Below are 13,869 nucleotides of genomic sequence, written 5' to 3'. Positions count from 1 at the left end.
GTTGATAGGCCAGATGTGGAAGCCCGGTAACGGGTGGAGCTGACTGGTACTAATAGGCCGAGGGCTTGTCCTCAGTTGCTCGCGTCCACTGTGTTAGTTCTGAAATAACGAACGGCCGTGTTGTGTTCCGGTGTTGGTTAATTTCATAGTGTTTCGGTGGTCATTGCGTTAGGGAAACGCCCGGTTACATTCCGAACCCGGAAGCTAAGCCTTTCAGCGCCGATGGTACTGCAGGGGGGACCCTGTGGGAGAGTAGGACGCCGCCGAACAATTATTCCGGGAAAGCCCCGTGCCCTTGTGGCACGGGGCTTTTCTGCGTTCACGGCAAGACCTCTCCAGCCCGACCGCGGGCCCTCGATGGTGGGCAGAGTGAGGGCAGAAGTGAGGGCCAGTGGGTTCCGCGGAGCCCGAGCCGGCGGCAACGCGGCCGTGGGGAGACGCGTGTGGAAACTTCGAACCGGTGGTTCTGAGCACCCCTGAGTTCGGGGTATGCTTTATCCCGTTGCCGCAAGGCAGCAGGCCCCAATAGCTCAGTCGGTAGAGCGTCTCCATGGTAAGGAGAAGGTCTGCGGTTCGATTCCGCATTGGGGCTCAGCACAGAGAAAGGCTCTCGCCACCGGCGGGGGCCTTTTTCATGTCCGGACGATCCCGGGCCGATCGAGCCGGTGGCCGGCGCCTAAGTCCTGTACCGAAACCATGTCTCGACCTGTCAGGGCCGATCGGACGGGAGACCGAGACGGGCATGTGGAAGGATCTGCGCGGTCCTCTCTCCGAGACGCACGTCGACGGCCTGGAGATCCGCCTGGTAACCACTCCGGAGCAGCTCGCCGACTATGACACGGTCCTCGCTGGGAACTGGAAGCCGCCAGCCGCCACGGTGCGCCGGTTCTTCGCCGACGCCGCCGACTTGGCGCTCACCGCCGACTGCCTCGCCCGCTACCTGGCCGGCTACGTCGACGGCCGTCCCGTCTGCAGCCCCTCGGTACGGCAGCGGGGAGGACCCGGCCTTCGAGTCTGTTCTGCGCAGGGAGTGATCCCAAGAATGCTGGACAGAGGGGCGAGGCTGTGTCAGAGCTGTTCAACGAGGAGACCCGCAAGCTGCTTGACGGGAGGAACTTCGCCACCGTCGCGACGCTGACCCGGGAGGCGGACCGCATACTTCGGTGGTGTGGATCGTCAGGGAGGGGGACACGGTGCTGTTCTCCACGACGGCCGGGCGGCCCGAAGGCGCGGAATCTTGAACGGGATCCACGGGTCAGCCTCACGGTCTTCGACACGACGAACCCGTACCAGTCCGTAGACATCCGCGGCACTGTCGAACTGATCGACGACCCGGAGAAGTCGCTGCCGCGCAAGCTCTCTCGGAAGTACCTGGGGGAGGGCCCGCCGGCCGAGCCGGAGGAGGTGCTCCGGCTGATTGTCCGGGTGACCCCGCAGAAGGTCACAGGCTTCTCCGTCCGAGGCTCGCAGACACCGGGTTGCCCGCCGTGCCGAGCACGGCGGGCAACCACGTACTCCGGCGCAGGCTCGGCACCGATCGGCAACGACTCATGCATGGTCACCCTCTACCGCCGGAGTACTGGCTAGAGGCTCTGCGGCTCCGGCACGCGCATGGCCAGGATGGCCATGTCGTCGGATGCGGGCTCCGCGGCGAAGCGCTCGACGGCCCGCAGGATGCGCCCCGCCACCGCGCCGGCCGTCAGGCCCGTACACACGGCGAGGACATCGGCCAGGCCGTCGTCGCCCAGCATGCGGGTCCCCTCGCGGCGTTCGGTGACTCCGTCGGTCACACACAGGAGTACGTCGCCCGGCTCCAGAGTGACCTCCTGCTCGTAGAGCTCGAGGTCCTCGATGACACCCAGGAGGGGCTGCGGCTCGGCCGCCGCCTCCACGGTGCCGTCCTGGCGCAGACGCAGGGGGAGGGGGTGGCCGGCGCAGACCACCTTCAGGAGGGCGCTGCCGTCCTCTTGCGGCCACAACTCCCCATAGAGAAGCGTGAGGAAGCGGCTGCGCGCACCCTCGTCCAGAATGGCGGCGTTGAGCCGCTCCAGCACTGCGGGGCCCCCGAACCCCTCGCGGGCCAGCAGGCGCAGGGCGTGACGGGCGAGGCCGGTGACGGCGGCCGCCTCCGGGCCCGTACCGCAGACGTCGCCGATGGCGAAGCCGTAGGCGCCGTCGCGGATGGGAAACACGTCGTAGAAGTCGCCGCCGACCTCGTTGCCCTCGCCCGCCGCACGGTAGATGACCTCGATCTCGACGTTGGGCACGTCGGGCAGGCCGGGCGGGAGCAGGCTGCGCTGGAGGGACTGGCTGATGGCCATGCGCTCCGAGTACAGGCGGGCGTTGTCGAGTGCCAGAGCGGCCCGTCGGGACAGGTCCTCGGCGAGCTCCAGGATCTCCTGGCGGAAGTGCTCGTCGGACGGCTTGCCGAGCGTGAGCATGCCGATCACCCGGTTCCTCGCCACGAGAGGCAGCACCACGGTCTCGCCTCCCACGGCGACCGCGGTGGCCAGCGTCGTACGGGCAGCAGCCCCCATGCTCAGGGGCGCGTCCCTGCCCAGGGTGCGCTTGGAGGTGCGCAGGGCGGCTTGGTGGCCGGCTTCCGCGGGCACCGGCCAGATGCGGGCTCCGGGGGCCGGGACGGGGTCCGGCGGGTCGATGGAGGAGAGCAGGGCCTTGAGGCCGTCGATGCGCTCCTCGTCCTCGTGGAGGACATAGGAGAGGTACGGCTCCGAGGACTGGTCCGCGATGGTGTAGACGGCGCACCAGGCGGCCAGCGTGGGCACGGTCATCTGTGCCATCAGCGCCAGGGTCTGGTCCCTGTCCAGCGTTCCGGCCAGCAGGTCGGACGCCTCGACGAGGAAGGACAGCGAGCCGCGGCGCAGGCGTTCCAGCTCGCCCAGCCTCGCCGACTCGACGGCCAGCGCGATGCGGTCCGCGGCGAACTGCAGCCGCAGCGCCTCCTCGTTGGAGTACCTGCCCGCCGCTTCGGCCGCGACCCCGAGGGAGCCGGTGAGACGGCCCTCGACCTTGAGCGGGACCGTGACGACCGAGCGCATCCCTGTGTCGCTGAGCAGCGGTACAGCGCCCGGGACGACCGTGAGGTCCTCGTGGACGGCGGGCATGCGGGCGGAGCCGTAGCGGCCCGTGCCGGCCTCGACAGGGACCCGTGCGAAGCGCTGACGGGCTGAGGGGAGGCCGGTGGTCGCGCGGACCTCCAGCTCCGTCTCGTCATCGGTGGCCAGCAGCAGGAAGGCTGCGTCGGCGTCCAGCATGTCGCGCGCCCGCTCGACCGTGCGCTGCAGCAGTCCGTCGAGGTCGTCCGGGGCCGGCGAGCCGATGAAGATCTCGAACGGATCCGTGGTGCGGTTCTCGGCCGAGGCGTCGGACACGGGGGCGCGCACCGGCGTCTGGAGCACCGCGCGTTCGTAGTCGCGCACGAGAAGGCAGACGGTGGAAGGCTCCCCGTCGGCATCGCGGACTCTGAGGTGCGAGGCGTACACCGGGATGACACGGCCGTCGGCGCCGCGGATGCCGTAGCTGCCCTCCCACCGGGAGAGCTGCAGTGCGTCGGCGATGCCGGTGTTGGTGCCCGGGGTGTGCGGCCACGCCACGAAGTCGGTGAACTGCTTTCCGTCGACCTGCTCGGTGGCGTATCCGAAGAGGAAGGACGCGTCGTCGTTCCACGAGGCGATGGAGCCGGAGCCGTCGATCTGGACGACGGCCACCCGCACACGCTGTTCCGCCACCGGCAGGAGAGCGGTGGGCAGGACCGGACTGGCCGAGCGGATACCCACAGGGCGTTCGGGAAGGTCGAGCTGGAACCAGACATGTTTGTGCGTCGGTGTGTACTCGACGCCCCAACGGGAAGCGAGAGCCGCGCAGAGGAGCAGGCCGCGGCCGCCCTCCCGGTCCGGGCTCCCGAAGTCGAGGCCGGAGCTCTGGAGCGGCACCTCCCGCTCCGGATAGTGGTCGGAGACCTCGACGCGTACGCCGTCCTCGGTGCGCAGACAGAGCACGTCGGCGGCCGTACCCGCATGCACGACCGCATTGGTCACGAGTTCACTGGTAAGAACGACGGCGTCGTCAACGACGTCCGTGTAACCCCACCCCTGAAGGGTGTCGCGGACGAACGCGCGGGCGGTCGCGACCGAGCGTCCGACCGGATCGAAGGTGGCAGCCGCGCGCGCGGTGATCACAGCACTCCCCATATGGTGTCTCGTCGCTTCCCCGAGTCCTGTGCCCGTATATCGCCGCTTCGATTCGTCTGCCAGGCTAGACGTTCGCCCGGTGTCCCGGGTACACGAGGGCAGTCTTGGGTACGCAGGGCACCCGGTGGTTGTGCGCCCGGCGCACAACTATGGGGCCCCCGGTGAGGGAAATGGGACGACCGTGAGACTGTTCTCGCCCTCCCGTTCCGGCCTGGTACGTTTCAACGATTTGACGACCGCATAGTCACCCGTCAACGGTGTGCTGTGGCGGTGAGCCAAAGTGGAAGTGGGCAAGCTTCCGATAACGGCCCGAGCGATACGGTCAACCCCTGCGGGAGGGACACGGTGGAGTCTGGCGTGGCGGCGCGGGGTTCAGGAACGCGCACAAAAGGCGGGCAGTCCGTGAAAAAGCAGCGCAATGGGACCATCGACGTGGACGCGGCAGCTCTGAACAGACTGCTCGCGGCCCTCGTGGCGATGCGTGACGGCAACTTCCGCAGGAGGCTCACCGTCTCCGGCGACGGCGTCCTCACGGAGATCGCCGCCGTCTTCAACGAGGTGGCCGACCGCAATCTCCACCTGACGGGCGAGCTCGCCCGTGTACGGCGCGTGGTCGGGCGGGAGGGGAAACTCACCGAGCGCCTGGAGACCGGCGCTTGTGAAGGCTCCTGGGCGGCCGCGATCGACGCCTCCAACGAGCTCGTCGACGACCTGGCGCGGCCCGTGTCCGAAGTCGGACGGGTACTCTCCGCGGTCGCCGACGGTGACCTCGAACAGCGGATGGAACTGCGGACCCACGCACCGGACGAGACCGTACGCCCGCTCCGTGGGGAGTTCCTGAAGGTCGCCCGCACGGTCAACAACCTGGTCGATCAGCTGTCCGCTTTCACCGAGCAGGTGACGCGGGTGGCTGTCGAGGTGGGCACCGAGGGCAAGCTGGGCGGTCAGGCCCAGGTCCGCGGCATGTCCGGGTCCTGGAAGGACCTCACGGACTCCGTCAACACCATGGCCTACCGCCTCACCGCCCAGGTGCGCGACATCGCCCTGGTGACGACGGCCGTGGCCAAGGGAGACCTGTCACGGAAGGTCACCGTCCATGTGGCCGGTGAGATGCTCCAGCTCAAGAACACCGTCAACACGATGGTGGACCAGCTGTCGTCGTTCTCCTCCGAGGTGACTCGGGTCGCCCGCGAGGTGGGCACCGAGGGTGAACTGGGCGGGCAGGCGACGGTGCCGGGGGTGGCCGGGGTCTGGAAGGACCTCACCGACTCCGTCAACACCATGGCCGGGAACCTCACGTCCCAGGTGCGTGGTATCGCAGAGGTGACGACGGCGGTCGCCAACGGAGACCTGTCCCAGAAGGTCACGGTGAGCGCCCGCGGCGAGGTCGCGCAGCTCGCCGAGACGATCAACCAGATGACCGAGACACTGCGTACCTTCGCCGACGAGGTGACGCGCGTGGCGAGCGAGGTCGGTGGCGAGGGTCTGCTCGGCGGCCAGGCACAGGTGCCGGGCGCCGCGGGCACCTGGAAGGACCTCACCGACTCGGTGAACACGGTCTTCCGGAACCTGACGACGCAGGTGCGTGACATCGCACAGGTGACCACCGCCGTGGCCAGCGGTGACATGACGCAGAAGGTCACCGTCGACGTGGCCGGCGAGATGCTGGAGCTGAAGAACACCGTCAACACGATGGTGGACCAGCTCCAGGCCTTCGGGTCGGAGGTGACCCGGGTCGCCCGGGAGGTCGGTGTCGAGGGCCGTCTCGGCGGCCAGGCGGAGGTGCCGGGCGCGGCAGGGACGTGGAAGGACCTCACCGACTCGGTGAACACCGCCTTCCGGAACCTCACGGGCCAGGTGCGTGACATCGCGCAGGTGACCACGGCCGTCGCCAATGGTGATCTGTCGCAGAAGGTCACCGTCGACGTGGCCGGCGAGATGCTGGAGCTGAAGAACACCGTCAACACGATGGTGGCGCAGCTGTCCAACTTCGCCGACCAGGTGACGCGGATGGCGCGGGACGTGGGCACGGAGGGCCGCCTGGGCGGTCAAGCGCGTGTCGACGGTGTCTCCGGCACGTGGAAGGAGCTCACCGACTCCGTCAACTTCATGGCCGGGAACCTGACCTCCCAGGTGCGCCAGATCGCCCAGGTGACCACGGCGGTCGCGCGGGGTGACCTGTCGCAGAAGATCGATGTGGACGCCCGGGGCGAGATCCTGGAGCTGAAGAACACCATCAACACGATGGTCGACCAGCTCTCCGCCTTCGCGGACCAGGTGACGCGGGTCGCCCGCGAGGTGGGCACGGACGGTCGCCTCGGCGGCCAGGCCCAGGTGCCCGGAGTGGCTGGCGTGTGGCGTGACCTGACCGACTCGGTGAACGGCATGGCGGGGAACCTCACCGCCCAGGTCCGCAACATCGCGCAGGTCGCCACGGCGGTCGCGCGGGGTGACCTGTCGCAGAAGATCGATGTGGACGCCCGGGGCGAGATCCTGGAGCTGAAGAACACCCTCAACACCATGGTCGACCAGCTGTCGAACTTCGCCGAGCAGGTGACCCGGGTCGCCCGCGAGGTGGGCACGGAGGGCATCCTCGGCGGGCAGGCGGAGGTGCAGGGCGTCTCCGGTACGTGGAAGGACCTCACCCAGTCCGTCAACGGCATGGCCAACAACCTGACGCTCCAGGTGCGCAACATCGCAGAGGTGACCACGGCAGTCGCGAAGGGTGATCTCTCCAAGAAGATCACCGTCGACGCCAAGGGCGAGATCCTCGAACTGGTGACGACGGTCAACACGATGGTCGACCAGCTGCTCAACTTCGCCGACGAGGTGACGAGGGTCGCCCGCGAGGTGGGCACCGAGGGGATCCTCGGCGGCCAGGCCCGGGTGCGCGGTGCGACCGGCATCTGGAAGGACCTCAGCGACAACGTCAACCTGATGGCCAACAACCTGACCAGCCAGGTGCGCAACATCTCCAGGGTCTCCTCCGCGGTCGCCAACGGCGATCTGACGAAGAAGGTGACGGTCGAGGCACGCGGCGAGGTCGCCGAACTGGCCGACACCGTCAACACGATGGTGACGACCCTGTCCTCGTTCGCCGACGAGGTGACCCGGGTGGCCCGCGAGGTGGGCACCGAGGGAGAGCTGGGCGGCCAGGCGCGCGTACCGGGCGTCTCAGGCACCTGGAAGGACCTCACCGAGTCGGTGAACTCGATGGCTTCCAACCTGACCGGCCAGGTGCGCCAGATCGCCACGGTGACCACGGCCATCGCCAAGGGTGATCTCACAAAGAAGATCGACATCGATGCGCGCGGTGAGATCCAGGAGCTGAAGAACACCATCAACACGATGGTCGACCAGCTCTCCTCCTTCGCCGAGCAGGTGACCCGGGTGGCCCGCGAGGTGGGCACCGAGGGGCAGCTGGGCGGGCAGGCCAGGGTCCGGGACGTCGACGGGACCTGGCGCGACCTCACCGAGTCGGTGAACGAGATGGCAGGGAACCTGACCCGTCAGGTGCGCGCCATCGCGGCCGTCGCCACCGCGGTGACCCGCGGCGATCTCAATCTCAAGATCGACGTCGACGCGGCCGGCGAGATCCAGGTGCTGCAGGACAACATCAATACGATGATCGCCAATCTGCGCGACACCACGCTGGCCAACAAGGAGCAGGACTGGCTCAAGGGCAACCTCGCCCGGATCTCCGGTCTGATGCAGGGCCGCCGGGATCTGGACGACGTCGCCTCGCTGATCATGAGCGAGCTGACGCCGGTCGTCTCCGCCCAGCACGGCGCGTTCTTCCTGGCCATGGCCACCGGGGACGGCGACGAGGTCGGGTCGGACAGTGGCAGCGAGAGCTCGTACGAGCTGCGGATGCGGGGCAGTTACGGCTATTCCGCCGGCTCCATGCCGACCTCCTTCCGGCCCGGTGAGACGCTCATCGGCACGGCGGCCGAGGAGAAGCGGACGATTCAGGTGGACAACGTGCCGCCGGGGTATCTGAAGATCTCCTCCGGACTCGGGGAGGCGCCGCCCGCACACGTGATCGTGCTGCCGGTGCTCTTCGAGGGCCAGGTGCTCGGGGTCATCGAGCTGGCGTCGTTCCAGCCGTTCACGCACATTCAGCGCGACTTCCTCAACCAGCTCGCCGAGATGATCGCCACGAGCGTCAACACCATCAGCGTCAACACGAAGACCGAGAAGCTCCTGGAACAGTCCCAGGAGCTCACCGAGCAGCTGCGTGACCGTTCGCAGGAGCTCGAGAACCGGCAGAAGGCGCTGCAGGCGTCCAACGCCGAGCTGGAGGAGAAGGCCGAACTGCTCGCGCAGCAGAACCGCGACATCGAGGTGAAGAACACCGAGATCGAGGAGGCGCGGCAGGTCCTGGAGGAGCGCGCGGAGCAGCTCGCCGTCTCGATGCGCTACAAGTCCGAGTTCCTGGCCAACATGTCGCACGAGCTGCGTACGCCGCTCAACTCGCTGCTCATCCTGGCCAAGCTGCTCGCGGACAACGCCGAGGGCAACCTCTCGCCCAAGCAGGTGGAGTTCGCCGAGACGATCCACGGGGCGGGTTCCGACCTGCTTCAGTTGATCAACGACATCCTCGACCTGTCCAAGGTCGAGGCGGGCAAGATGGACGTCAGCCCGACCCGGATCGCCCTGGTGCAGCTGGTCGACTACGTGGAGGCGACGTTCCGGCCGCTCACCGCGGAGAAGGGGCTCGACTTCTCCGTACGGGTGTCCCCGGAGCTCCCCGCCACACTGCACACGGACGAGCAGCGGCTGCTCCAGGTCCTGCGCAACCTCCTGTCCAACGCAGTGAAGTTCACCGACAGCGGCGCCGTGGAGCTGGTCATCCGGCCGGCCGGCGCCGATGTCCCGAACGCCATCAGGGAACACCTCCTGGAGGCCGGCTCGCTGCGTGACGCCGACGGCGACCTGATCGCCTTCTCGGTCACCGACACCGGAATCGGCATCGCGTCGAGCAAGATGCTGGTGATCTTCGAGGCGTTCAAGCAGGCGGACGGTACGACCAGCCGCAAGTACGGGGGCACGGGTCTCGGCCTCTCCATCAGCCGGGAGATCGCCCGGCTGCTGGGCGGTGAGATCCACGCGGCGAGCGAACCGGGCCGCGGTTCGACCTTCACGCTGTATCTGCCCCTGCACCCCAGCGAGCTGCCTCCGCAGGGCTATCCGCAGATGGGGCCCGGCCCCATCGAGGTCCACGCGAGTTCCGCCGAGGGCGCCCTGCACCTGGAGGCGTCGCAGAGCGCCGGGAACGAGCAGCCCCTGGGCGACCCCGCCAACTACGCGGGGGCGTTCCGGCGCCGCCGCAAGGCCCTGGGAGGCACGGCACAGCGCCCCGCCCTGGCGAACGGCAGCTCCGGGGAGGAGAGCAGCGCGGCGCCGGAGGAATGGGTGCAGAGCGCGCAGGAGGAGCAGGCACCCCGCCGGACGTTCCGCTTCCACGGGGAGAAGGTGCTCATCGTCGACGACGACATCCGCAACGTCTTCGCCCTCACCAGCGTGCTGGAGCAGCACGGACTGTCGGTGCTGTATGCGGAGAACGGGCGCGAGGGCATCGAAGTCCTCGAGCAGCACGATGATGTGACGATCGTTCTGATGGACATCATGATGCCTGAGATGGACGGCTATGCGACGACGACAGCGATCCGCCGGATGCCTCAGTTCGCGGGGCTGCCGATCGTCGCGCTGACCGCCAAGGCCATGAAGGGGGACCGCGAGAAGGCGATCGACTGCGGAGCCTCCGACTATGTGACCAAGCCGGTCGATTCCGACCATCTGCTGTCGGTGATGGAGAAGTGGATGCGCGGAGAGTGACCGGGCGGGGAGCGGCTCGTCGAAATTCGTCGTCCGGCTGTGTGCTGAGGGGTGTGACTGTGCGGATTCCGGGGAACCTTCTGGTCTTCGACCGCGTTTTCGTTATGTGCACAGTGACATCGCGGTGACAGGGTGTGGTGACGGGCGGGGTGCGGCTACCATGACCGGCACAAGGACGGACGGCGTAAGGGAGTCGTCCCCTGGGGCGGCACCCGGTGCGATTCCGGGGCGAGGAGGACGGGCCATGGTGCAGAAGGCCAAGATCCTCCTGGTCGATGACCGGCCGGAGAATCTGCTGGCGCTGGAGGCCATCCTCTCTGCGCTCGATCAGACACTGGTACGGGCATCGTCAGGGGAGGAAGCGCTCAAGGCGCTGCTCACGGACGATTTCGCGGTTATTCTGCTGGACGTACAGATGCCCGGCATGGACGGATTCGAGACGGCCGCACACATCAAGCGGCGGGAGCGGACCCGGGACATCCCGATCATCTTCCTGACCGCGATCAACCACGGTCCGCACCACACCTTCCGTGGTTATGCGGCGGGCGCGGTGGACTACATCTCGAAGCCCTTCGACCCCTGGGTGCTGCGCGCCAAGGTCTCGGTCTTCGTCGAGCTGTACATGAAGAACTGCCAGCTGCGCGAACAGGCGTCGCTGCTGCGGCTCCAGCTCGAAGACGGCACCCATCAGGGCGCCGACGAGAAGGAGCCGGCGGGGCTGCTCGCCGAGCTGTCGGCCCGGCTCGCCGCGGTCGAGGAGCAGGCGGAAGCCCTCTCGAAGCAGTTGGACGACGAATCGGCGGACGCGGCCGCAGTGGCCACCGCCGCCCACCTCGAGCGCAAGCTCACGGGCCTGCGCCGCGCGCTCGACGCGCTGGAACCCGGGGCGGGCGGCTCCACGGCGCCCCTGCCCTCGCAGAGCTGACCTGTCCCCGCTGAGGGCGCGTCAGTTCAACGTCTGTGCAAGGGCGACACGGACGGGTGAAGCCGTAGGCACACGTGTCCACGGGCGTCGGCACCGGTAACCTCAGTCACATGGCCTCACGTACGTCCGGCAAGGGTTCCCTGGGCACGGCGGGCACCGCGAAGCGTGCCGGCCGTACCCAGGGACCGGCGAAGAAAGCCGCGCCCGCCAAGAAGGCGGCGGCGAAGAAGACGGTGCCCGTCAAGAAGGCACCGGCCAAGAAGGCTGCCGCGAAGAAACCCGCGCCCAAGCCCGCACCGTCCCCCACGGGGGGCGTGTACAGGCTCGTCCGCGCCCTGTGGCTGGGTACCGCGCACGGCGTGGGGGCTGTCTTCCGCTCCATAGGGCGCGGCGCGAAGGGACTTGACCCGGCACACCGCAAGGACGGGCTCGCCCTGCTGCTCCTGGGGCTCGCGCTGGTCGTGGCGGCCGGCACGTGGTCGCATCTGCAGGGCCCCGTGGGCGATCTCGTCGAGATGCTCGTGACTGGGGCGTTCGGCCGGCTCGACCTGCTGGTGCCGATACTGCTGGGCGCCGTCGCCGTACGGCTGATCCTCTATCCGGAGAAGCCCGAGGCCAACGGCCGAATCGTCATCGGGCTCTCCGCTCTCGTCATCGGCGTGCTCGGCCAGGTCCACATCGCCTGCGGATCGCCGGGCCGCGAGGACGGCACCGGCGCCATGCAGGACGCGGGCGGCCTCATCGGCTGGGCCGCTTCCCAGCCCCTCGTCTTCACCATGGGCGAGGTCCTCGCCGTCCCGCTGCTTCTGCTGCTGACGGTCTTCGGACTCCTGGTCGTCACCGCCACCCCGGTCAACGCCATCCCCCGGCGGCTGCGGCAGCTCGGCGTCAGGCTCGGCATCGTCGACCCGGTGGACGTACCGGGCGAGCAGGACGGGAGCGACGACGAGCGCTACGACGAGCAGTGGCGCGAAGCGCTGCCCGAGCGCACCCGGCGTGCCTCGGCACGTCGCCCGGGGCCCGACGACGTGTACGACCCGGATCAGGCCGAGGGCGAGGCGCTGGCCAAGCGGCGCCGGTCCCGCAGGCCGTCCGCCCAGCCTGCGATGAACCGCACCATGGACGCTGTGGACGTCGCGGCAGCCGCGGCGGCCGCGCTCGACGGGGCGGTACTCAACGGCATGCCGCCCTCGCCTGTCGTCGCTGATCTGACCCAGGGCGTCTCCACGGACCGGGACCGCGAGCGGACCGGCACCCCGGTGCCCGGTGCGCGGTCGGCCGAGAAGGCTCCCTCCGGTGACAGGCGCGCGGAGAAGAGCACCTCGTCCTCCGAGGACAGCGTCCCCGATCTGACGAAGCCGGCCCCCGAGCGGCCTGAGGGGCTGCCCAACCGGGCCGAGCAGCTGCAGCTCTCCGGTGACATCACCTACTCGCTGCCCTCGCTGGACCTCCTGGAGCGCGGCGGCCCCGGCAAGACGCGCAGCGCCGCCAACGACGCCGTCGTCGCCTCCCTGACCACCGTCTTCACGGAGTTCAAGGTGGACGCTGCGGTCACCGGTTTCACCCGCGGCCCGACCGTCACCCGGTACGAGGTGGAACTCGGCCCCGCCGTCAAGGTCGAGCGGATCACCGCCCTCACCAAGAACATCGCCTATGCCGTCGCCAGCCCTGACGTCCGGATCATCTCCCCGATCCCCGGAAAGTCCGCGGTCGGCATCGAAATCCCCAACTCCGACCGGGAGATGGTCAACCTCGGCGACGTCCTGCGTCTCGCGGACGCGGCCGAGGACGACCACCCCATGCTGGTGGCGCTCGGCAAGAACGTCGAGGGCGGCTACGAGATGGCCAACCTGGCGAACATGCCGCACGTCCTGGTCGCCGGTGCGACCGGTTCCGGAAAGTCCTCCTGCATCAACTGTCTGATCACCTCGGTCATGGTGCGGGCGACACCCGAGGACGTGCGGATGGTGCTCGTCGACCCCAAGCGCGTGGAGCTCACCGCCTACGAGGGCATCCCGCACCTCATCACGCCCATCATCACCAACCCGAAGAAGGCCGCCGAAGCACTCCAGTGGGTCGTGCGGGAGATGGACCTCCGCTACGACGACCTCGCGGCGTATGGCTTCCGGCACATCGACGACTTCAACCACGCGGTCCGCACCGGCAAGGCCAAGGCGCCCGAGGGGAGCGAGCGTGAGCTCTCGCCCTACCCGTACCTGCTGGTCATCGTCGACGAGCTGGCGGACCTCATGATGGTGGCTCCGCGAGACGTCGAGGACTCCATCGTCCGAATCACCCAGCTGGCGCGTGCCGCCGGCATCCATCTGGTCCTCGCCACACAGCGTCCCTCGGTCGACGTCGTGACGGGTCTGATCAAGGCGAATGTGCCCTCCCGGCTCGCCTTCGCGACCTCGTCGCTCGCCGACAGCCGGGTCATCCTCGATCAGCCCGGCGCCGAGAAGCTCATCGGCAAGGGCGACGGTCTCTTCCTGCCGATGGGGGCGAACAAGCCGACCCGTATGCAGGGGGCCTTCGTCACCGAGGGCGAGGTCGCGGCCGTCGTCCAGCACTGCAAGGATCAGATGGCGCCGGTCTTCCGCGACGACGTCGTGGTAGGCACCAAGCAGAAGAAGGAGATCGACGAGGACATCGGCGACGACCTCGATCTGCTCTGTCAGGCGGCCGAGCTGGTCGTGTCCACACAGTTCGGCTCAACATCGATGCTCCAGCGCAAGCTGCGCGTCGGCTTCGCCAAGGCCGGACGGCTGATGGACCTGATGGAGTCGCGCAACATCGTGGGTCCCAGCGAGGGCTCCAAGGCGCGCGATGTCATGGTGAAACCGGACGAGCTCGACGGTGTGTTGGCCGTCATTCGTGGGGAAACCGCTTCGTAAG

5 protein-coding genes, 1 tRNA gene and 2 rRNA genes are annotated in these 13,869 nt (G+C 68.3%); 7 read left to right on the top strand and 1 reads right to left on the bottom strand.

Annotated features, from left to right (window positions below; all coding sequences use genetic code 11):
- The 4 genes from ACIBCU_RS21215 to ACIBCU_RS21200 form a co-directional block, all read left to right on the top strand.
- Window positions 1-73: ribosomal RNA gene (locus ACIBCU_RS21215) — 23S ribosomal RNA — on the top strand; the annotation flags it as partial.
- A 79-nt stretch (window positions 74-152) separates the two neighbouring features.
- Window positions 153-269: ribosomal RNA gene (gene rrf, locus ACIBCU_RS21210) — 5S ribosomal RNA — on the top strand.
- 250 nt (window positions 270-519) lie between these two features.
- Window positions 520-592: transfer RNA gene (locus ACIBCU_RS21205), tRNA-Thr, on the top strand.
- 473 nt (window positions 593-1,065) lie between these two features.
- Window positions 1,066-1,587, top strand: coding sequence for a pyridoxamine 5'-phosphate oxidase family protein (locus ACIBCU_RS21200; RefSeq protein ID WP_399233043.1), 522 nt, complete (start codon window positions 1,066-1,068; stop codon window positions 1,585-1,587).
- Here the strand turns inward: ACIBCU_RS21200 and ACIBCU_RS21195 are convergent.
- Window positions 1,584-4,199 (bottom strand): SpoIIE family protein phosphatase, encoded by a 2,616-nt coding sequence (locus ACIBCU_RS21195; protein ID WP_362930125.1) that lies wholly within the window; start codon window positions 4,197-4,199, stop codon window positions 1,584-1,586. The two genes, ACIBCU_RS21200 and ACIBCU_RS21195, sit on opposite strands and share 4 nt — an antisense overlap.
- Before the next feature lie 414 nt (window positions 4,200-4,613).
- Here ACIBCU_RS21195 and ACIBCU_RS21190 point away from each other — a divergent pair, with 414 nt between their 5' ends.
- The 3 genes from ACIBCU_RS21190 to ACIBCU_RS21180 all read left to right on the top strand — a co-directional run bounded on the left by ACIBCU_RS21190 (window position 4,614) and on the right by ACIBCU_RS21180 (window position 13,868).
- A complete protein-coding gene (locus ACIBCU_RS21190; protein ID WP_399233040.1) occupies window positions 4,614-10,049 on the top strand; it encodes a HAMP domain-containing protein in 5,436 nt (1,811 codons plus the stop codon).
- Between the two features lie 244 nt (window positions 10,050-10,293).
- On the top strand, window positions 10,294-10,974 hold the full coding sequence (locus ACIBCU_RS21185; RefSeq protein WP_362930121.1) for a response regulator: 681 nt from the start codon (window positions 10,294-10,296) through the stop codon (window positions 10,972-10,974).
- A gap of 110 nt (window positions 10,975-11,084) precedes the next feature.
- Window positions 11,085-13,868: a DNA translocase FtsK gene (locus ACIBCU_RS21180; protein ID WP_362930119.1), complete on the top strand. Its 2,784-nt coding sequence runs from the start codon at window positions 11,085-11,087 to the stop codon at window positions 13,866-13,868.
- The last annotated feature ends 1 nt before the right edge of the window (window position 13,869 follow it).

It is taken from the genome of Streptomyces sp. NPDC051064, from assembly GCF_044455985.1.
In the GTDB taxonomy this organism is placed as follows: Bacteria; Actinomycetota; Actinomycetes; order Streptomycetales; family Streptomycetaceae; genus Streptomyces.
The sequence above is the reverse complement of the archived record's forward strand: the minus strand, read 5'-3'. Positions and strand labels throughout refer to the sequence as shown.